The organism is Bacillus mesophilus (assembly GCF_011008845.1).
Lineage (GTDB): Bacteria > Bacillota > Bacilli > Bacillales > SA4 > Bacillus_BS > Bacillus_BS mesophilus.
The window spans coordinates 1-20,746 of the sequence record NZ_JAAIWM010000005.1 but is presented as its reverse complement, the minus strand read 5'-3'; the positions used below and the strand labels follow the sequence as shown (position 1 = coordinate 20,746).

Annotated in this window: 17 protein-coding genes and 1 riboswitch; of the genes, 10 read left to right on the top strand and 7 right to left on the bottom strand. The window is 38.1% G+C overall.

Annotation, left to right across the window (positions count from 1 at the left end; genetic code table 11):
- Positions 1-314 precede the first annotated feature (314 nt).
- Positions 315-593, top strand: a complete 279-nt coding sequence (locus tag G4D63_RS14120; RefSeq protein WP_163180328.1) for a hypothetical protein — start codon at positions 315-317, stop codon at positions 591-593.
- A 188-nt stretch (positions 594-781) separates the two neighbouring features.
- Here G4D63_RS14120 and G4D63_RS14115 read toward each other — a convergent pair whose 3' ends face one another.
- Together G4D63_RS14115 and G4D63_RS14110 are read right to left on the bottom strand one after the other, a co-directional pair.
- Complete coding sequence (locus G4D63_RS14115) at positions 782-1,954, bottom strand: aminotransferase (RefSeq protein WP_163180327.1); 1,173 nt, start codon at positions 1,952-1,954, stop codon at positions 782-784.
- Complete coding sequence (locus G4D63_RS14110; protein WP_163180326.1) at positions 1,954-2,454, bottom strand: Lrp/AsnC family transcriptional regulator; 501 nt, start codon at positions 2,452-2,454, stop codon at positions 1,954-1,956. The genes G4D63_RS14115 and G4D63_RS14110 overlap by 1 nt, the downstream gene beginning before the upstream one ends.
- Before the next feature lie 315 nt (positions 2,455-2,769).
- Between G4D63_RS14110 and purT the strand changes: the two genes are divergently transcribed.
- From purT to G4D63_RS14075, 7 genes are all read left to right on the top strand, one after another.
- Entirely contained in the window at positions 2,770-3,930 is a 1,161-nt protein-coding gene (purT, locus tag G4D63_RS14105) for a phosphoribosylglycinamide formyltransferase 2 (protein WP_163180325.1), read from the top strand.
- Positions 3,931-4,338: 408 nt separating this feature from the next.
- Entirely contained in the window at positions 4,339-5,124 is a 786-nt protein-coding gene (locus G4D63_RS14100; RefSeq protein ID WP_163180324.1) for a transporter substrate-binding domain-containing protein, read from the top strand.
- A gap of 27 nt (positions 5,125-5,151) precedes the next feature.
- The gene (locus tag G4D63_RS14095; protein ID WP_163180323.1) at positions 5,152-5,814 is read left to right on the top strand and encodes an amino acid ABC transporter permease; all 663 of its coding nucleotides are present in this window, start codon (positions 5,152-5,154) and stop codon (positions 5,812-5,814) included.
- Complete coding sequence (locus G4D63_RS14090) at positions 5,807-6,529, top strand: ATP-binding cassette domain-containing protein (protein WP_163180322.1); 723 nt, start codon at positions 5,807-5,809, stop codon at positions 6,527-6,529. Before G4D63_RS14095 ends, G4D63_RS14090 begins: the two co-directional genes overlap by 8 nt.
- Before the next feature lie 414 nt (positions 6,530-6,943).
- Complete coding sequence (locus G4D63_RS14085) at positions 6,944-8,191, top strand: sensor histidine kinase (RefSeq protein ID WP_163180321.1); 1,248 nt, start codon at positions 6,944-6,946, stop codon at positions 8,189-8,191.
- 185 nt (positions 8,192-8,376) lie between these two features.
- Complete coding sequence (locus G4D63_RS14080; protein ID WP_163180320.1) at positions 8,377-9,609, top strand: MFS transporter; 1,233 nt, start codon at positions 8,377-8,379, stop codon at positions 9,607-9,609.
- A gap of 370 nt (positions 9,610-9,979) precedes the next feature.
- Positions 9,980-10,741 (top strand): transposase, encoded by a 762-nt coding sequence (locus G4D63_RS14075; protein WP_163180319.1) that lies wholly within the window; start codon positions 9,980-9,982, stop codon positions 10,739-10,741.
- Between the two features lie 83 nt (positions 10,742-10,824).
- On the opposite strand, the gene G4D63_RS14070 is transcribed toward G4D63_RS14075, so the two are convergent.
- Both G4D63_RS14070 and G4D63_RS14065 read right to left on the bottom strand, forming a co-directional pair.
- The gene (locus G4D63_RS14070) at positions 10,825-11,751 is read right to left on the bottom strand and encodes a DMT family transporter (protein ID WP_163180318.1); all 927 of its coding nucleotides are present in this window, start codon (positions 11,749-11,751) and stop codon (positions 10,825-10,827) included.
- A 203-nt stretch (positions 11,752-11,954) separates the two neighbouring features.
- Positions 11,955-12,590: a 2OG-Fe(II) oxygenase gene (locus tag G4D63_RS14065; RefSeq protein WP_163180616.1), complete on the bottom strand. Its 636-nt coding sequence runs from the start codon at positions 12,588-12,590 to the stop codon at positions 11,955-11,957.
- A gap of 423 nt (positions 12,591-13,013) precedes the next feature.
- On the opposite strand from G4D63_RS14065, the gene G4D63_RS14060 reads away from it, so the two are divergent.
- Together G4D63_RS14060 and G4D63_RS14055 are read left to right on the top strand one after the other, a co-directional pair.
- On the top strand, positions 13,014-14,711 hold the full coding sequence (locus G4D63_RS14060) for a hypothetical protein (protein ID WP_163180317.1): 1,698 nt from the start codon (positions 13,014-13,016) through the stop codon (positions 14,709-14,711).
- 248 nt (positions 14,712-14,959) lie between these two features.
- Positions 14,960-18,232 (top strand): Ig-like domain-containing protein, encoded by a 3,273-nt coding sequence (locus G4D63_RS14055; protein ID WP_163180316.1) that lies wholly within the window; start codon positions 14,960-14,962, stop codon positions 18,230-18,232.
- Positions 18,233-18,321: 89 nt separating this feature from the next.
- Here the strand turns inward: G4D63_RS14055 and G4D63_RS14050 are convergent, their stop codons facing one another.
- The 3 genes from G4D63_RS14050 to G4D63_RS14040 form a co-directional block, all read right to left on the bottom strand.
- Complete coding sequence (locus G4D63_RS14050) at positions 18,322-18,468, bottom strand: hypothetical protein (RefSeq protein WP_163180315.1); 147 nt, start codon at positions 18,466-18,468, stop codon at positions 18,322-18,324.
- Between the two features lie 121 nt (positions 18,469-18,589).
- Entirely contained in the window at positions 18,590-19,666 is a 1,077-nt protein-coding gene (locus G4D63_RS14045) for a DUF5667 domain-containing protein (RefSeq protein ID WP_163180314.1), read from the bottom strand.
- Positions 19,667-19,715: 49 nt separating this feature from the next.
- A riboswitch (cyclic di-GMP riboswitch) is annotated at positions 19,716-19,799 on the bottom strand.
- A gap of 243 nt (positions 19,800-20,042) precedes the next feature.
- Positions 20,043-20,507, bottom strand: a complete 465-nt coding sequence (locus G4D63_RS14040) for a hypothetical protein (RefSeq protein WP_163180313.1) — start codon at positions 20,505-20,507, stop codon at positions 20,043-20,045.
- Positions 20,508-20,746: the final 239 nt, after the last annotated feature.

Here is a 20,746-nt window from a genome sequence, read left to right as displayed (position 1 = left end):
ATGGGTGGGACAGGTACCTTGTCCCAAATTCATTCCTGTCTATTATCTTTAATGTTCCTTTCAATTTTCAGTAATTTAATGCAAAGCATTCTTCAGGAATCATTTAGTGTTTCTGCGATTTGATAAATTAATAGTTTGTCTTGAAGAAATCAAATCTATCAATTTGCCCAGGTTGAGGGGATTAGCAAATTGTCTGGGACAGTGTACCTGTCCCTATGTCCCGGTATAATTTCTGAATTTTTTGTCCAAACTGGTAGTTATACTTAATCTATTAATTGGAAATGAAGTTTTAGAGGGAAAAAGAGGTGAGATGAATGGAGTTTATTTACGCATATGACGGGATGGCGAAACCCACCGTTGGAGACATTTTAATTACAGATGATGATGGTGTTAGAAAGTATTATTTAATTACAAGGCATGACACAGAATCGTTTAGTCTAATAGATTTAGGGAAAAGCGAGACTTCCTTATTATTAAACGAACTTCCTCTCTACCAAATCGGAATGCAGCTTTCGCCGACGTCCTATCATGAAATTATCATAGACATTATAAAAAACAGGGATATCTCAATCGATTTAAATTTGCATGATTGAAAGGTGTAATTGGGATCGTTTTACTTAAACGGTTAAAAACCCAGCACGACAAAGTGTGTTGGGTTTTTCAGGTTGGCGTAAAGGTGCCAACAACATAATCATTTGTTCATCAATTAATATAGTAAATTAGCTAATGTTGAACAGTACATTTGGGACAAGGTACCTGTCCCTCTGTCCCAACATGGGACCTACGTCCCAAACCTCTCCATGAACCTGCGCATCCTCTTGATTACTTCTTGCAGACTTTCCATGGAAGCTGCATAGGAACAGCGGATATATCCTTCACCACTAACCCCGAATACACTTCCCGGTACGACCGCGACCTTTTCTGCCATTAGAAGTTGCTCTGCAAATTCTTCTGAGGTTAGGCCTGTGCTTTGGATTGATGGGAAAGCATAGAAAGCACCACCTGGCATATGACAAGGCAAACCAATTTCGTTTAGTGAATGCACGATATAGTTTCTTCGCTGACGGTAGCTTTTCTTCATATTCTGGACATCTTGTTTTCCGCCTTTTAGAGCCTCAATCGCAGCGTGTTGCGCCATCGTTGGTGCACACATCATGGTATATTGGTGGATTTTTAGCATGGCTTGAAGGATTTCTTTCGGTGCTGCAACATAACCTAATCGCCAGCCTGTCATTGCAAAGCCTTTTGAAAATCCAGAAACCAAGATTGTCCGTTCATACATTTCCTCTATACTTGCAAAGCTAGTATAAGCCTCGTCATAAGATAGCTCCGCATAAATTTCATCTGAAATGACTAATAGGTTATATCTTTTCACAACTTCACTAATCTCAACAAGCTCAGCCTTCGTTAAAACACTCCCTGTTGGATTACTTGGAGAGCAAATTAAAATCGCCTTTGTTCGATCAGAAATAACTTCTTCGATTTGTTCAGGCTTTAGCTTAAAACCATTTTCATAGGTGGTTTGAATGGTGACTGGAACTCCACCTGCCAATGTAACCAGTGGACCATATGATACAAAAGTAGGCTCTACAATAATAATTTCATCACCTGGATTAATAACCGCACGTAGGGCAAGGTCCAGTGCTTGGCTTGCGCCGACCGTTACCATAATTTCTGAATCGGGTGAGTAGCTAACCAAAAATGAATCTTGTAAATACGTAGAGATTTCTCTCCTCAACTCAATTAAACCGGCGTTGGCAGTATAGGAGGTGTGACCTTGTTCCAGTGATAAAATGCAAGCCTCACGAACGGACCAGGATGTTACAAAGTCAGGTTCTCCCACACCAAGTGAAATGACTCCCTCCATAGTAGAAGCCAGCTCAAAAAAACGACGAATCCCAGAAGGCTTCATGTCTGTCACTGTTTTTGATAGAAATTGACTAGAGTTACTCATTATGGGGATACCACAATTCGTTTGTCTTTATCGTGATCATCAAAAATAACACCATCATGCTTATACTTTTTCATCACAAAATGTGTGGTAGTGGAAAGGACCGAATCTAAAGTAGAAAGCCTCTCAGACACAAAGCTCCCCACCTGTGATAATGAGTGACCTTCAACCACTACTGACAAATCATAAGCCCCAGACATCAGATAAACAGATTTCACCTCAGGAAAACGATAAATTCTTTCAGCAATTTCATCAAAACCAACATCACGCTTTGGTGATACCTTCACATCAATCATGGCAGAAACAACTTCAGGACGATCTATTTTACGCCAGTTAATTTGTGTATTATAGGCGACCACAATCTTTAAATCTTCAAACCTTTTTATAATAGTAGTTACCGTATCAGATTCAAGCTCAACCATCTTAGCAATCGTATCAACCGGTAACCGACTATCCTTTTCAAGAATCTCTAATATCTCAAGTTCTTTCTCAGTAAACTTCATTTTAGTTCCTCCAGATGTATTGGGAATATTCACACTATTATAACACAGGGACAAGGGGACAGGTACCTTGTCCCATAATTCTATTAGTGTATGTATAAAGGCATATGAAAATGATTGTAATATTCGCTTTCTAATTAGAGTGGGACACTAAACCTGTCCCTCTGTCCCGTTCGTGATAAAAGAATGATGTTAGGTGTGGTTAGGTATTTAACATTGAATATAAATATAAAACACGAACAATTTTTAGTTTTTAAATTACTATAGTTCGTTTATAATGGTGTTAAAAGTAAAGCTATTGAGAGGGTAGGGGATCGTATGTTTAAGCCGAAAAAGGTGTTATTGCTAGGATCTGGAGAATTAGGGAAGGAAGTAATCATTGAAGCACAACGTCTGGGTGTTGAGACGGTTGCTGTTGATCGCTATGAACATGCACCAGCTATGCAGGTTGCTCATAAAAGCTATGTAGTTGATATGTTAGATCCGTTAGCGTTGAGAGCGGTAGTGGAGCAGGAAATGCCGGATTTAATTGTTCCGGAGATTGAGGCAATTGCCACAGTTGAGTTGATTAAGCTTGAAGAAGAAGGGTTTCATGTTATCCCGACGGCTAGGGCAGCAAAATTAACTATGGATCGTGAAGGTATTAGAAGATTAGCCGCTGAAGAGCTAGGACTTCCAACGGCTAATTATAAATTTGCTGATACATATGAGGAGTTCGTAGCAGGGGCACATGAAATTGGGTTTCCTTGTGTGGTGAAGCCGCTGATGAGTTCATCTGGAAAAGGCCAAAGTGTTTGTCGCACTTCAGATGATCTGAATCAGTGCTGGCAGATTGCCATGGAAGGTGGAAGAGTGCAAAACGGAAGAGTGATTATTGAAGAGTTCATCACGTTTGACTCAGAAATTACACTTCTTACTGTTAGGGCTGTTAATGGGACTATGTTCTGTTCACCGATTGGCCATATTCAAAAGGAAGGCGATTATATTGAATCTTGGCAGCCTCATGATATGACTGAACAGCAAATTATTGAAGCTCAAAAAGTTGCTAAAGCTATTACTGATGAACTTGGAGGGTTTGGCTTATTTGGAGTGGAGCTTTTCCTGTCAGGAGATAAAGTGTACTTCAGTGAGGTTTCTCCTCGTCCACATGATACAGGTTTAGTTACCCTTGTTACGCAAAATTTATCAGAGTTTGCGCTACATATGAGAGCTATTCTAGGTTTTCCAATTCCAGAAATTACTCTTGTTACACCTGGAGCGAGCCGACCGTTAAAAGCAACAGAGGAGTTAGAAAATTATACGATTGAAGGAGTAGACCAAGCTTTGGCAGTATCGAATACTCAAGTGCGTATTTTTGGAAAACCTGTAACGAAAGTAGGCCGAAGAATTGCCGTCACACTATCAATTGCAGAGTCAGTAGAGGAAGCGCGTGTGAATGCGAAGAGAGCGCTGGATTGCTTAAGTGTTAGTGATAGTTAGGTAATGGTGTAGAAATCCCAACCAATTTATGGAAGTGTGTGGGATTTAATCCTCTTCTTTATGCTCGCCATGAAATGACCTACCATCTGTATTCTAATCGAAATAACCGGGACACTGTACCTGTCCCTCTGTCCCAACCATATAGGAAAACGGCTTGCTCATCACAGCAAGTCGTTTTTCTTTTTAGCTTAATGGGGATTGGATTGCTTGATCCTATCAACTCGAGAAAATTATTTTTGAAATAACTATAAAAAATTAGTAAGTCTATTGCGTAAAAATTAACTTGTGTTAAAATACATATTATTGTATATTTATACAACTTATATTAATACTTGTCATACAATTTTTGGTAATTCATATTAGTATTAATATGCTCATAAAAATCACAGTATTTAAGGGGGAAATAAGATGAATGTAAAGAAAATATTTATGGGAATTATTATGTCAGTATTAATGGCAGGGATTCTGGCAGCTTGTGGCGGTGCAAACGAAAACGGAAATGGTGGCGAAGCAAAAAAATTAGTTATGCTAACATCTGCTGACTATCCGCCATATGAGTTCATTGATACTGAAAAGGGAAATGAAATTGTTGGGTTTGATGTAGATATTGCGAGATACATTACTGAAGAACTTGGATATGAGCTTGATATTGTCGATATGGATTTTACAACTTTAATCACAGCCATGAATTCTGAAAAAGGTGATTTTATTTTAGCAGGAATGACACCAACACCTGATCGTATGGAAAACGCAGATTTCTCAGATGTATATTTTACGGCTAAACATCTAATTGTTTCAGAAAAAGCATCTGGCATTGAATCAATTGAAGACTTAGCTGGTAAGACTGTTGGGGTACAAACAGGCTCTATTCAAGAAGGCGAAGCGGAAAAGATTAAAGAAACAGTTGATATTACGATTGAGACGCGTAACCGTGTACCAGAATTAGTTCAAGAAATTTTAGCTGGACGTTTTGACGCTGCAATCATTGAGGATACAGTTGCTGCCGGTCACTTTAAGAATAATCCAGATTTAGTTGGATTCGCAATTGAGGAAACAGGAGAAGCAGCAGGATCGGCTATTGCATTTCCTAAAGATAGTGAATTAACTGATGAGTTCAACCGGGTATTAAATGAAATGAAAGAAAATGGTGAGCTTGATAAGCTAATTCTTAAATGGTTTGGTGGAGAAGAGTAAGTATACTAGAAGGGAATGGATTAGGGCATGAATTTAAATTTTGGTCAAAATCTCGTGCCCTCTATCCCTTACATATTACAAGGGATATGGGTCACTTTAAGTATCGTTGCACTTGCGGCTTTACTTGGATTTATCATAGGGGTTATTTTAGCTTTATTTAAAATTGGTCGTGTAAAGGCATTGCATTGGTTTGCTGATGCCTATACTTCAATATTCAGGGGTACGCCGTTAATTTTACAGCTAATGATTATATACTTCGGATTACCACAAATTATTGGCTATAATATCCCTGCATATGTGGCTGCTGTCGCTGCTTTTGCGTTAAATTCTGGTGCTTATATATCAGAGGTTATTCGTGCTGGTATTCAAGCGGTTGATAAAGGCCAAAGAGAAGCTGCAATGGCATTAGGTGTTCCATACAAAAAAATGATGTGGGATATTGTGATGCCGCAAGCATTTAAAAATATACTTCCAGCACTCATGAATGAATTTATTACACTGACAAAGGAGTCTGCTATCGTCTCCGTAATAGGAACAGCCGATATTATGCGGAGAGCCTATATTGTCGGTGGACAAAAGTATGCTTATTTTGAGCCGATGCTTTTTGTTGGTCTCATCTACTACCTCTTAGTTGTTGTTTTGACAATTATAGGAAAGCTTGTTGAGAGGAGGATGAGACAAAGTGATTAAAATAGAAGGTTTACATAAATCTTTTGGGAAGCTAGAGGTATTGAAAGGAATTTCAACGAAAATAAACCAAGGTGACGTTGTAGCAATTGTCGGTCCATCTGGTTCAGGTAAATCTACTCTACTCCGTTGCATGAACTTATTAGAGGTTCCAACAAGTGGACAGGTGTGGATTGGGGACCAAGAAGTTACAAACGCCAAAACCGATATAATGACTGTTCGCCAAAATGTAGGGATGGTATTTCAACATTTTCATCTATTTCCTCATATGACGGTACTAGAAAATATTATGTATGCTCCAATAAACGTTAAGGGACTTGGTAAATCAGAGGTAGAAACGATCGGACGTGACCTACTGAAAAAAGTAGGCTTGTCTGAGAAAGCAGATGAATATCCCGTTCGATTATCTGGTGGGCAAAAGCAGCGTGTTGCTATTGCAAGAGCCCTTGCGATGTCACCACAGGTAATTCTGTTTGATGAACCGACCTCTGCACTCGATCCTGAGATGGTAAAGGAAGTATTAGAGGTTATGAAATCATTAGCTCATACAGGAATGACAATGGCCATCGTTACACATGAAATGGGCTTTGCTCGAGAAGTAGCAGATCGAGTCTTGTTCTTAGACGAAGGTGTGCTTGTTGAGGATGCTCCTCCGAGTGAATTCTTTTCAGCACCAAAAAGTAAAAGAGCAAAAGAATTCTTGGAAAAAATGCTTTAATAAGGATGGTGATCATAAGATCACCATTTTTTTTGTGTCCCGCAGTTATACAATCTAAGTGGTTAAATATCCACGCAGTAAATTTACCCTTTTTAAGTACTGTAGCCGAATTAGAATCCCCCGCATATTAGAAGGATTGACAGGCTGTCTCCTATGATGGGGAATCTGTAAGGTCTGCAGGCAAATTTCAGCCCGAAATGCAATGTGAACCAGAGGTGGCGGTCTTGTTTTTTTCCGCCATAAAGAAAATCCGAAAACCTTTAAATGAGGAGTTAGAGACTACACAGTTATTGGAATAGTTGTCGATAGAGCTTTTAAAAAAATATTAGAGATTTAATAAAATAATCAAAGTAATTGGTTAATTATTCCTCTATAATAAATATATTATGGTTTATTGATTGTGAGGAGCTCCCTATGGATTTTGTTTATATCAATTATAATATCTTAGATAACCTATTTTACATTTTGGTCAGTATACTAATCTATTTTGTATTAATTGACCATGTGAAGGTGTTTAAGCAATATACCAAAACCATTCTGACTTTTTGTATGAGTGTTCCAATCATCCTTTGTATGAAATTTCCAATTTATATTGATGAATATTGTGTTCACGATCTAAGGAGTATTCCGTTCATACTTGCTACTTTGTATGGAGGTTGGCCAGTTGGATTAGCAATGCTAATTATTTTGTTAGCTGCTAGGTTTGCCATTTATGGTTTTAATTTATTAACATTAATTGTTTATATCGTCATCTTTCTAGCTACGGCTTTGTGTTCTCCTAGTTTTAATAAATTTAATAGAAGAGATCAGCTGACTTTTGCTTTTTTCCTGACCTTATTTTTAGGTATAGTCTCAACAGTATTGGCAGTTACTATGTCAGATTTTTTTAAAGTAACACAAGCTTATGTATTTTATTTTATTATTCTTCCACCCATTGTTGTGGTGATGTCTATTTATATTTTTGGTTTCTTAAAAGATTCACTGTCTATTCGCTCGCAAATTGTAAAGTTAGAAAAGATGGAGGTCGTTAGCCAGCTGGCTGCTAGTATTTCGCATGAGGTTCGCAATCCTTTAACAGTTGTAAAAGGATATGTCCATCTATTAAAACAGCCTACCCTTTCTCTTGAAGAAAAGGACCAATACCTTGTACATGTTGATCGAGAGCTTAAAAGTGCTGAAAAGATTATTAGTGAATATTTAGCTTTTGCCAAGCCTGCCACTGAGCAAATAGAGGATATTTCAGTTGATTATGAAATCAAAAATGTAATTGAAATCATAAAACCATTAGCAAACATTAATTCAATTAGGATCACAGAAGAGATAACCCCTGGTACCACGAGGGGAAATGTTCAACATTTTAAGCAATGCCTTCTTAATTTATTTAAAAATAGTATAGAGGCCATGCCTTACGGTGGAGAGCTTGGGATCATTTCTTTTAAAGAGGGTAACAATCTTATCATCAAAATTATAGACAGTGGTATTGGGATGACTCAAGAACAGGTATATCGTTTTGGAGAACCTTATTATAGCTCAAAAGAAAAGGGAACTGGGTTAGGGTCAATGGTCATCGTAAGAACCATCGAAACAATGAATGGAAAACTTAAAATCAAAAGCACACCTCAAGTAGGCACAACTATGATAATTAAGTTACCTTTATATTAGGGACAAGGGGACAGGTCCCTTGTCCCTAAACCATTTTTAGAGAAGAATTATCTCTTAAATAATGGCTGTTTTGGACCACTGTACCTGTCCCTCTGTCCCAATTTGCTATTTCCTTCATTAAATTATTTCGGTATCATAATATTTAGAGTAGCGAAATATTTATTTGAAGAAAGAAGTGGCGTGACATGACAGAGAAGGAAATGGCAAAAAGAAATTTATATATCATGTGGTTTGCCAATTTCTTTATTGCCGGAAGTATGACGATGGTATTACCGTTTCTATCGTTATACATTGAAACGTTCGGAGATTTTTCTCCTGCTTATGTACAGCATTGGTCGGGGTGGACATTTGGAATTACCTTTGTAACAGCATTTATTTTTTCTCCAATCTGGGGAAGACTCGGAGATCAATACGGAAGAAAGCGGATATTGATATTCACTTCAACACTATTAGGTATCTCGATTTTCTTAATGGGCTTTGTTAACAGTGTAGGGGAGTTATTTTTCTTACGTCTATTCATGGGTGTTTGTACAGGATTTATTTCCTTATCACAGGCCTATATTTCAACCCAAACGCCGAAAGAAATTGCCGGACGTGTGATGGGGACACTGCAAACCGGGAGTATTACAGGAGCTCTGTTTGGTCCGATGATCGGTGGAGTGTTAGCTGATTCAATTGGATTTTCAGCAACCTTTCAGTCAGTAGCTATATTTATCTTCATTTCTGCCGTTTTAGTAACGCTCACAAAAGAATACAAGATTGGTAGTAAAGCAGAGAGAAGCAAACGTTTTACAAGGAAAGAAGTTCTTGCTCATATCGCGAGAAATCCTGTGTTAGTAACGGTGCTCTTTATCTCGATTCTTGTGCAAGTAGCTCACTTTAGCATTCAGCCAATCTTATCACTATACGTGAGCGAACTACATGGACCTGAAAATATCGCATTTTTCTCTGGAGTAGTCTTTTCAGCAGCGGGACTTGGGAATCTGATGATGTCTCGCAGATGGGGTAGCCTAGCTGATAATATTGGTTATATCAAGGTGTTAATTATCTTGCTAATCATCGCGGCGGTCGTGTACTTACCAGGTGCATTTGTAACGAACATTTGGCAGCTTACCATCATCCGATTCTTCCTGGGTATTGCAATCGGAGGGATCGTTCCAGTTAGAATTGCATACATTCGCCAAGAAGCCCCAATATCCATGCAAGGCGAGGTGCTCGGCTATAACACAAGTCTACGATTCTTCGGAAACATCATCGGACCTTTCATGGGCGGGATGATCTCAGCCTACTTCGGATTCTCGGCGGTGTTCTTCATTACTAGCGGACTATTATTTGTCAGTGCTGTCGTTCTCTATGTAGCTATGAACCGACACTTGAAGGTAGTGGATGCGAACCAACCTGTCAAGCAGAGCGGGTAAATTGTTTGGACCAGGGGGACAGGTACACTGTCCCAGCTATAACCATAAGGGAGATCGACACACGGTGTCGGTCTTTTTTGGAGAGTTCTACTGGAACAAGGTACCTGTCCCTGTGTCCCAGTAGACTATAATAATATAAATAAGCTATAATACTTACCAACATGGAGGTGAGAAAAATGATAGGCATATGAATAGATTAGATAAAGCATTGCAACAAGGTACATTTCTTCAACAAGAATTTCCCCCTCAAAGTTTCTTCTAGATAACTCTGTTAAAAACTCCTTTTATGAAATTCAAATTGAATCCCAATGTATTAAAATAACTTGTTTTAAAAATAACCATTAATCTAACCTCGAGGTGATCTTCTATTATGCCAAGGGAAGCAAGAAAAAAGAGTAGTAGTGGTGTGTATCATGTTATGTTAAGAGGAATCAACAAACAAACGATTTTCGAAGATGACCAAGACAGAAAAAGGTTTCTAGAAACACTGAAGAAATATAAAGATGTAAGCAAATTCAATTTGTATAGCTATTGTCTAATGGACAATCATGTACACCTTTTGCTACAAGAGACCGAAGAATCCATCTCCGAAGTGTTAAAAAGAATCAGTTCAAGCTATGTATATTGGTACAACTTGAAATATGAGCGAAGTGGGCATTTGTTTCAAGAGCGATTTAAGAGTGAAAATGTTGATAGTACAGCTTCTTTTCTTAAGGTTCTCCGATATATCCATCAAAACCCTACAAAAGCAGGATTAGCAGATAATGTGTTCAATTGTAAATGGACAAGCATCAACGAATATGTTGGTAGAGAGAATATGATTGATACCAAGAAAGTTCTCCACTTATTCTCTCCCGATCTGAAAATCGCAATGGAACTGTTTATTCAATATACGAGTGAACCTAATCAGGATGAATGCTTAGACGATGAGGTCAGACCTAGACTGTCCGATCATGAGGTGCGTGCGACTCTTAAAAACCTAGGGGTAACCAATATTGCACTACTTCAACAGATGGAAAAAGAAAAACGAGATGAAGCCATCGCTAGCCTCAAAGATCTCAAGGGTATTTCGTTGAGACAATTATCAAGAGTCACAGGTATTTCCAAAAGTGTAATACAGCGTGTACGTTAACGAAAAGGGGAGTGGACATTAAGTGTCAACTCCCCTTTAAGTATTGGCAAGGTGGGACAAGGTACCTGTCCCTCTGTCCCGGACTACACCGCCATAGCTTGTTTTCGTTTCCTACTGTTTTGGATTTCTTCATATGCTCCGGATGCGAGTATGACTCCGATTATGATAAAGATAAATCCTGTTATTTGATTCATGGTAATAATCTCTTTAAGGAAAACTGCTCCACCTACGATAGCAAAGAACGGATTTAGATTTGTAAAGATAGAGGCTTCTGCTGCTCCAACTTTTCCGATTCCATAGTTATAAAACATATGCCCTAATGCTGTGGAAATAACAGCAGATGCAAAGAATAGCAGCCAAATGAAACCAGTTTCTTGACTCATTTGCTGTAATCCTGTTGGCTCCAAGAAGAGGCTAAGGAAGAATAAAAGAACAGATCCGATGATTAGCATGTAAGCTGTCATTAATCGTGGATCCAAGGTGTTAGATACTTTTTTAATCATAATAAAGCTAATCGCAATCGTCACGACGGATAAAAACACGTAAATGTCTCCGGTTGAAATACTGCTAAAACTACCTTTATTAAGTACAATAAAAAAGACACCCAGTAAACCTGAAGTAATTCCAATCATTCGGATCGTAGTAATTCGACTTCCTAAAAACATCCATGCAAAAAGGGTAGTTAGGAGCGGGCTCAGCCCTAAAATAAGACCAGCGTTTGTGGCTGATGCTACTGTTAACCCCATCGATAAAAAGTATTGATGCGCAAAAACGTTAAAAATTGCGGCAATCAAGATAAACTTAAACTCCCTTTTCGATGGTAAACGAACCTTTTTAATAAAGGCTAGGATGATAAACGCGGCAATCCCAGCTGTAAATATTCTAAAAGAAGTAATCGTAACAGGTGGAAAAACCGACACCAACACCTTTGTCCCCACGACATTAAAGCCCCAGGCAACCATAACAAAAAACAAAATAATATAAATCGGGTATTTTTTCTCCTTCTCCATCCCTACACTTCTTTCTTGTTAAAATTAATATTTCGCTTTCCTAAATAATATTATATATAGATTTTGTTTATGTGGGGAGATTTTTTTTGCGGGACAGAGGGACAGGTACAGTGTCCCGGCTCCTTTGTTGGTCTACTAATAGGTAATATTATATTTAGCAAAGAAAAAGATAAGGGACAAGGTGTATGTCCCTTGTCCCAGCCTTATCTCACACTCTTCCTTCTCATCCACTGTGTAGCCGCCCATTTATCCCCAACAATTACAGGGCCTCCGCCATGTAAGGTTAGTTCATTTAAGGCTTGATCGTCATAGAAATACTCGAAATAAACAGCCATGCCTTTTTGCGGCGATACCGATAATTTAAGAGTAGGGAAGTAGGTCTCGCCACCTTCCTCGACATCATTCAAGTACATAACGAGTGTACTAATCCTAGGATTCGTCACTGCTTTGTTAGTGGAAGTAAAGAAATCGAAGTGAGCTTTATATTCTTGGCCAATTTTATAATTAAGAATTTGCAGTCCTTCACCATGTGCAACAGGGATATTCATGATTTGAGAGACTCTTTTTTCAACTCTAGTGACTAGATCACTTTCACCCTCTTGAAAAAACATGCTACTACTGGTTCGTAGTTCATCTTCTCCACGAACGGTTCCAATCTTAGAACGGTTTATCCGGTCCTTTGATAAACAGATAAGTTCATCACATTCTTCATCGCTTAAAACATTTCCTAAAACAACGATTAGTGGTTCTTCTAATCTTGCAATAATGTTAATGACTCGATCATCTGTATTAATTTTATTACCAATGTGATTAAAAATAGTTTGCTCTTTTGATTCCATTGTCAACTTTCATCAACCTCTTTAATAGATAATTTTTAAAATAAAAGTAAGAGGAATAAATGGTAAAAAGCGGTTTATTTTTAAATTGGTTTGTTATCCATCCAGAACCACAATTGCAATAATCGGCGATGGATATTCGTGGCAACAACCTCCATATCACTACATTGAAAACCTTTTTAATGTATTCTATCACCTCGAAGGTTTAGTATCTATCTTTTTTAAAACCCATCACTCACAATTGATAAGAATATTAGAGTCTAGTCCTCAGTAATTTAAATGGGGAGGAGCTTATTTAGTCTCTGGGACAAGGTACCTGTCCCTTTGTCCCATTTGGCTGTGTTTCCCATCTATCTAGAATTTGAAAAACAGTATATAATCTATGAGAATTTACAGATATTTATTAGGCATGGAAGGTGAGAGAGTATGTCTTTTGAATCAAAACTAAAACAAATATTAAAAGATATAAAGGATGAAAATCCGGACAAACGATATCAAGCATTATCACAATTAAATGATTTCAAGGAAAATGATGATGTGGAATTAGAGTTTAGTATTTTTGAAAAAATAGCTGAAACTGCCGCTTATCCTTTTTCGACAACAGGGGAGGATTGGGATGATCCTAGCCTATGGCTAGTGAATTTCATGAGTGACTACCAGATTCCTGAGGTTGTTGATGCTATTGTTCAAAATTACAAGGGGTTAAGTTATGAAGCAAAAGTGAGGGCATTTTATTTTCTTTGCTCATTTGAAGAAGAAAACAATTTACTAGCTATCATGGATACTTTAGATCAATATGCTCCAACAGGAGAGGCTGTATTGATTCCAGAAGCTTTACGTGAATATCCTTATTGGGTGAAAAAAATAGTCGAAAAACATTATCCGTTGATATCAAGCGAAGAATATAAACACTCTATGTATTTCTTGATTTTATATGGATACGAGAATGAGTTGATCAGAGACTTTCATAAAGCATTCATACTTCCGAATCTTCTCCAACATTTCTCAAATCTTAAAGAAGAATATCTTGCCTATAATGATTCTTACAGTTTGAAAAATGTCTATTTTAGCTGGGATGAAAGTTATTTAGAAATTCGTTATCAGATGGAAACGTTTCTGATGCTATTAACCTATCACTATAACAATGAGATACAAAAAATATTTAATGAAGTAATGACATGGAATGATCCGACCTTAGCAACACGGGCATTGATCTCAACCATGCAATACGGTGAAGCGTATGATCAACAATTGTTAGAAAAATTAACACTTAATGTTGAAACAACTTCTCTTGTGCATAGTGGACTTTCAAGGTTGAGAAAAGAGCACCTGTTTTTAAATGGTGGAGAAAAGCAGTTAGTAATCGCTCGCTCTAACATGTTTCAACATGTTAGGCTTTCTGATGACTTCGAAGGTGTCCCAATGAACGTTGAGATTGTGGATTATCTAGATATGGAAAATGATTACGGTCAACCCATTCGGTTCTATATGGCAGCTATTGAAAGTGTAGATCAAGCAACCTATGTGGGATGGGTAGGGGCATTTCCTCTTGAAGTTCCTGATTGTATAGAAATGTGGGATGGAACGTATATAACGGAAGAAGAGTTTAATGAGGAAAAAATAAATCAATATAAAGAAGAATTCATGGCAAGGCGTAAAAGACTGAAAGAAAGCCTTCAAGATGAACTTCAATATGAAGAAATATATGTGTTTCCTAAAAAGTGGTTAACCACGTATGCAGTTATTCTAGGATTGTGGATTTTCCATTTTGCAACAGACTTTGAAACCGGAATCCTCCCAGTCGGAATTACATCTGCAATTACTGCGTATGCCATCCAATTTACGTATAAATTCTTGAGAGACAGAAAATCATATGTCCGAATTGTTGGCACTAAACTAAGCGTTCACACTGCAAAACAAACCGGTGAAATAGAACTACACCAAATCAAAAAAATGACGTTAAGAAAAAAAGGCCGCAAGCGAATTGCTGAAATTTATAATAGATCTAACGAATTGGTCATTTCATTTCCTCAAGAACTATTTGAATATGACGGACTAGCAGATACTATAGAAGAAATGACAGATCATCTAAAAGAACAGCCTTATATTGAAAGAGAATATTAAAGGAAAATAAATCAAGGAGGGTGGTTGCTTATGCAGCTGCTCTTTTACGTTAGCTGGAAAAGGTAGTTTCTATTAAGCTATCGTATCATGGAGACCAAGTTTACAAAGACAATATAAAGGATTCGAATTAAATTTAATGATGTACGTTTGGGACAAGGTACCTGTCCCTTTGACCCTAATTTATCCTATATTCAACTATGATTTAGGGTGATATAATTTTACTATCTATGGTTGAAGGAGCACTTGAAATGAGTAGAATTATTAAAAGAGTAGCCTTACTGCTAATTATCTTCTCTCTGTTGATCTCGGTATTTCCGTTACAGGTTTTTGGAGGCACTACGAACGTTCAGCGTGATGAGTACAGTCGAACGTATGTGAATGGAAATCTTTCAGAAACGGTGGAAATTTTTCCGTATTCGATGTTCATGCAAAATCCAGAAACATCAGTTTGGGAGCAAAAGACCTCTATTGATGCGACAACGGGTACAGTAACCTATGTTTCTGAAGGTGCTCCAGATGTGAACTTCTCTAAAGAAAACAAAATCGTGATTGGAGATGATGGAGTTTCTCAATCGGAGTCTTATATTCAGGTTGGTCAAGGTCTGCCATCGCTAAATGGAGGGTTATTTATTGGGGCAAAGCTTCGTCTACATGAGCTCAACCAAACGACGGATTCATGCTATTATTGCGATCATTATATAAATGAAAATTATCATGTACATGCGATTGAACAACAATGGAGTGCACAGGATGTAACATGGTCTACAAAGCCATTGCTTTCGTCCCTTCCAGTCGCAACAAAGACAAATTCGGTCCCAGTAATGGGTCCTTACTTGGTGTGGGATGTTTCTGACTTAGTTCACAGCTGGTATCAACATCCGGAAACAAACTATGGGCTAGGTATTAAAAGTTCATTACCTCTTTCTAGTAACCAAAGGAACTTTACTAAGTTACATGAGAAAATTCTAGGATTACCAGTGCTGCAGGTAAACTACTCTCCCAAGCCGACTAAGCCAAGTGCGATTTCGACCGGCTTTCAAAATACAAGTCAAGGTAAAGTGGACTTAAGTTGGTCTTCGGTACCTGGTGCAACTGGCTATCGATTGTATCTTTATAATGGTAAGGAATATGAGTTAATTTATGATGGAAATGCAACAAAGTGGTCTTCATTAGGGAAGAATATTTGGCCAACAAAGGCACAGATTGAAAATGGTGAATGGCAACTCAGAAAAGATGGAAGTGGAACGGAGTTGTCGGATACACCGGGTACACTTTATCAATTGTTGGGTGATCAATCTAAGCGTAAAGATGTCTATTACTTTAAAGTTTCTGCTTATAATTCATATGGCGAATCCTCACAATCTGAAATTTCGCATGTGATCTTGCCTGACATGACTCCGCCGACGATACCCAATAATATAAAAGCAACAAATGAGTTAGTTTCAGAATTCACTATTTCTTGGGATGCTTCAAGAGATCAATCTCCGGTCGAATATACCGTGAAGGTTGAAAACGATGGTGGTTCAACCTTTTTTATGGGTACGACCACGAATACTTCAATAAAAATACCTGACACCTACTTAGGACCAAATCAAAACTACTATGTATCTGTAAAGGCAAGTGATCAAACGTATCATCAAAGCAACTATTCAGCTTTTTCTGCACCGGTTGTGGTAACAGCAAGAAAGCTTCAGGATAGTTTTATAAAAGGAATGACTTCATACACTTCCAGTATTGAGGCAGGAGTTCGAACGCCAATAAACATTAGTGTAGAAAATAAGGGTGTGGAGACATGGACACTTGCTGGAGGATACGAGCTTAGAGCAGAAGGGTATTCAATTGTCATTCCACTCTCTGAAAATGATGAGATAAAATCAGGGCAAACAAAAACCTTTTATACGGAATTACCAAGTGATTTGCCATTAGGTACAAACGATTTGAAATGGCAAATGTACCACGTAGGAACTGGATATTTTGGTGAGCCAAGAACAATGAGTGCATCCGTTGCTGACAGTAAGGGTCCTACTATTACAAATTTATCCCCAAGTAGTGGCCAGCAGGTACAGGGAATCGTTCAGCTAAAAGGAACAATATCTGACTATCAAAATACTTCTTATAAAATTGGCTATGGCTTAGGTACATCGCCAACAAGTTGGATAATCGTTAGTGAGGGGGCGTATGCTTCCGAATTACTAGGAAATTGGAATACATCCAACCTAGATAACGGTTACTATACTCTTCGTTTAGAAGCAATTGATGGATCACAAAATACAACAATATCAGAAGTCGATGTTTATGTAGCAAATCCAATTCCTGCTCCTGTTGTGGATGAAGTGAATGATCAATCAACGACTGTAAATGGAACAGGAAAACCTAATACTGAAATGGTTATCTATAAAAATGACCAGGTAATTGGGCATGGGTTTGTCAAAGTGGACGGAACGTTTTCAGTTTCTATTCCAACTCAACCAGCTGGAGCAACTCTTAAAGTTGTTTCTTTTGGTGGAACAGTATTTAGCACGGCAGTAGTTAAGACGGTTAAGGACGTAACACCACCTTCGATTCCGACTGTGAATGCGGTGAATAATAAGTCTTCCCTGATCTCAGGTAAAACGGAACCGAATGCAACAGTTTCAGTACGGTTTCCTGCTAAGACATATACGGTTAAGGCAGACACAGCTGGATATTTTAAATTAGTTATTCCTATCCAAAATACAGGAACAGCGATTTATGTTAAAGCAATGGATTCCGCCAACTTACAAAGTGTTGAAAAGAAAATAATTGTGGCGAGGATCGCACCCAATATTCCAACAGTGGCAACTATTTATAATACGCAATCTCAAGTTACAGGTAAAACGGAAGCATATGCTACGGTCAGTGTAAAAATCGGCACCCTAACGTATAGTAGCAAAGCGAATCAGTATGGAAACTTTGTTGTAAAGATACCTGTCCAAAATAGTGGTACATCGGTCGGTGTTACATCGAAAGATTCAAAAGGTGCAGAGAGTTCTCCTAAAGTAATAAAAGTTCTACGAATAGCTCCTAATATGCCTGTTGTAAACACCGTGAACAACAAGGCAGCAGTCATAACCGGAAAAACAGAAAAATATGCCTATATTACGGTTAAAATTGGAACCAAAATTTATAACGTTAGAGCAGATATTTACGGAAATTACAAAGTAATTATTCCAATTCAAAACAGTGGAGTTTCAATATCAGTAGTGGCAAAGGATTCACTGGGAAAAATGAGTGTAGCAAGAGCAGTTAAAGTTACACGTGTGGCTCCTAACATCCCAACGGTTAATGCTGTCAGGTACTACTCAACCAGTATAACTGGAAAAACAGAAAGATATGCAGTTGTTAGCGCCAAAATCGGCACAAGAGTTTACAGTGCAAAGGCAAACTACTATGGTAATTTTAAGATCATTATCCCAAAACAAAGAAAAGGCACTAAGATAGTAGTAACAGCGAAAGACTCAAAAGGAAGAATAAGTGCACCAAGAACAGTCACGGTATATTAGGGACAAGGGGACAGAAACCTTGTCCCTATTGTTTTGAAGATTACGTTCACCAACCATCTGGGACACAAAACCTTTCTCCTTGTACCAGATTACTCAACAAATTCCTGCTTCTTTTTGTTTATTTTAGCGAGGATTAACGCTTCGATTTGTTCCAGCTTTTCTAAAGAGTTAATATCCTGTTGGATATATCTTAATGTTTTTTTCACGCTCTTGGGTAGATCATCGAAATAATCCATAATATCCCCTCCATAGTTTATTGTTCGAGGAAGATCTATACATTATACCTTCTTAATATCCAACAATAATATGAGGGCATAAAAAGCCCCGTCATCTGCTGATGACGGGGCTTTTTATCCATTACTCGTTTTCGTTTTCTTCTTCTGACTCATCTTCATTTTGTTTATTGTTTTTCTTGTTTTCCTGAGCTTCTTTCTTCTTCTCTTGAGCAGCTTTCTTCTTTTCTTCAGCAGCCTTTTTCTTTTCAGTAGCAATTGAATTCTTCTCTTTAGCAGCTTGCTCTGGTTTTTCTGTAACAGTAGTCGTTGAAGCAGCTACCACCTGTACGTCATCTTCAACAGTTGTTTCTTCTTCAGTAGTAACTTCCTTAACGTCAGTATCTACTTCTGCTTCCTCTTCTGTTACAACCTCTTCAGTTTCTGAAACTTCTTCTGACTCGGTCGTTTCGTCTGTCACATCTTCTTCCTCAGAAGCTATTGAATCTTTGTTTCGGCCTTTACCTTTTTTCACTACATCAGAAAGTTTAACCTGTAATTCTTTTGCGATTTCTCCGAAGCCTTTACCTTCTTGCAACATGCTTAGGATTTCAGCTTCCGTTTTTCCAGTTGCTTCAGCAAGACCAATCACTTTCGAAATTTGACCAAAACCAAGACCTTCTTGACGAAGAGCAGTTACTTTCTCAGGATCTAAGCCTTTAACCACATTAGCAACAAGCTTTACTTCCTCAGTTTTTTCAACGACTTCTTCAAGCTTCTCTTCGTCTAAGGAATCCTGAATAGACTCGTCAATCACAGTCGTATTTTCTAGTTCCTCAGTTAACTCATCCTTTGTTTCTTCCTCAACGGATTCATCTAACACGACTTCTGATACTAAATCTTCTGCTTCTTCAATTGCTTCCAGGTAAGCATCTACTAGCTCATTAACATACTCTAGCTTTTCCTCTTCTACCATTTTAGTAGATTCCGCTAAACGTTCCTGAGCAAATTGCAATAGTAGCTCTGTCTGCATTTGTTCATCATCAAGCGTAAGGAATAATTGAGCATTTTCAGCAAGCTTGTCCATAAAATAAAAGAATTGATCTGGTGTTAAACCTGATTCTACTGGTGTTGGTTCAGTATTTGCATGTGCAGACGTTCCCACTAATAAAGCACCTGCAAATACACCGGCAGTTACGATCGATTTTAATTTTCTTCTCATTCTTTATCCTCTCCCTTAAAACATAATGAAGCTTGATAAAGTGTCCCGTGTTGGCAGCTGGCAAACATAGAATAGTTCCTTAGTCCCTATAGTTTTGCGTCTCCACTTTTCAATGGATTTGCCTTTATCAATCTTTTCTTAATTGTATATGAGAGAATTCTAAAAGTTAATAGGAAGGAAGTACTAGTGGGGCGGCCGTTTTTTCGTCCGGTGGGACAAGGGGACAGGTTCCTTGTCCCTACTTGGAGGTATAGTATAAAAGTAGTTTATCAATCCTGTAGAAAGTTAGAGATGAAATGGGTAGCCTTGTTTAATTAAAGCTGGGACAGTGTACCTGTCCCTATGGACCATTTGGGACACGGGAAACGCTGTCCCATCATTTATTATAATCCCAAACAATATTCCACTCATTTTCTTCACCCTTTACCACATAAACCTCTTGTATAAAGTGAAAGGCACCGTACTTTCCTTTATAGGATGTGGTAACGAGATACTTATGGGCAACCTTAAAAGGCTCGGTGTCTTTTGACATTTTCCAGTCTTTGATCTTGGTGGGCTTGGCAATTTCATAGGAGAAGGTGTCTGCACCGAAATGCCCGATAAATACGTGTGCGCGGTCCTGGATGTAGCCGCCTTGGGTGAACTTTTCTTTCATGATGGGGTGGAAGAGCTCCCAGGATTCTGAGAAGTTTCCCTGTTGTTCATATGTATAAAAGTTTTCGACGAGTTGCTCTGCTTTATTAGACGAAAATACTAAAGAGTAAGCCCCAAAAATGAGTAGGGGTATTACAATCATACCAATGATAGCTATAGGGTTGATGGGCTTCCTTCTTCTACGCATGTTAGTACTCCTTTAAAAAAGATGATACAAAAGAATATGAGGGGAGGGGCTCGTTTATGAAGGTGAAAGAGGAAACCTATGCGGGGCACACTTGCTTTAAATATTTACAAAATCGCAAATAACAAAAACTCGGCTATGATTGAAGTGAACCAAAAAAGTTAGACATTATATTTTAAGCAGCTTGTTGGACCTGAGACCTGTATTCAACGGGACTCAGGTCCTTTAACTTTGTCTTCATT

Excerpts from the sequence above, each read along its gene's own strand:
- G4D63_RS14115 (WP_163180327.1), bottom strand. The coding sequence starts at position 1,954 with ATGAGTAACTCTAGTCAATTTCTATCAAAAACAGTGACAGACATGAAG.
- G4D63_RS14070 (WP_163180318.1), bottom strand. The coding sequence starts at position 11,751 with ATGGAGAAGGAGAAAAAATACCCGATTTATATTATTTTGTTTTTTGTT.
- G4D63_RS14065 (WP_163180616.1), bottom strand. The coding sequence starts at position 12,590 with ATGGAATCAAAAGAGCAAACTATTTTTAATCACATTGGTAATAAAATT.
- G4D63_RS14120 (WP_163180328.1), top strand. The coding sequence starts at position 315 with ATGGAGTTTATTTACGCATATGACGGGATGGCGAAACCCACCGTTGGA.
- G4D63_RS14060 (WP_163180317.1), top strand. The coding sequence starts at position 13,014 with ATGTCTTTTGAATCAAAACTAAAACAAATATTAAAAGATATAAAGGAT.
- G4D63_RS14080 (WP_163180320.1), top strand. The coding sequence starts at position 8,377 with ATGACAGAGAAGGAAATGGCAAAAAGAAATTTATATATCATGTGGTTT.
- G4D63_RS14100 (WP_163180324.1), top strand. The coding sequence starts at position 4,339 with ATGAATGTAAAGAAAATATTTATGGGAATTATTATGTCAGTATTAATG.
- G4D63_RS14040 (WP_163180313.1), bottom strand. The coding sequence starts at position 20,507 with ATGCGTAGAAGAAGGAAGCCCATCAACCCTATAGCTATCATTGGTATG.
- G4D63_RS14085 (WP_163180321.1), top strand. The coding sequence starts at position 6,944 with ATGGATTTTGTTTATATCAATTATAATATCTTAGATAACCTATTTTAC.
- G4D63_RS14045 (WP_163180314.1), bottom strand. The coding sequence starts at position 19,666 with ATGAGAAGAAAATTAAAATCGATCGTAACTGCCGGTGTATTTGCAGGT.
- G4D63_RS14075 (WP_163180319.1), top strand. The coding sequence starts at position 9,980 with ATGCCAAGGGAAGCAAGAAAAAAGAGTAGTAGTGGTGTGTATCATGTT.
- purT (WP_163180325.1), top strand. The coding sequence starts at position 2,770 with ATGTTTAAGCCGAAAAAGGTGTTATTGCTAGGATCTGGAGAATTAGGG.
- G4D63_RS14050 (WP_163180315.1), bottom strand. The coding sequence starts at position 18,468 with ATGGATTATTTCGATGATCTACCCAAGAGCGTGAAAAAAACATTAAGA.
- G4D63_RS14110 (WP_163180326.1), bottom strand. The coding sequence starts at position 2,454 with ATGAAGTTTACTGAGAAAGAACTTGAGATATTAGAGATTCTTGAAAAG.
- G4D63_RS14055 (WP_163180316.1), top strand. The coding sequence starts at position 14,960 with ATGAGTAGAATTATTAAAAGAGTAGCCTTACTGCTAATTATCTTCTCT.
- G4D63_RS14095 (WP_163180323.1), top strand. The coding sequence starts at position 5,152 with ATGAATTTAAATTTTGGTCAAAATCTCGTGCCCTCTATCCCTTACATA.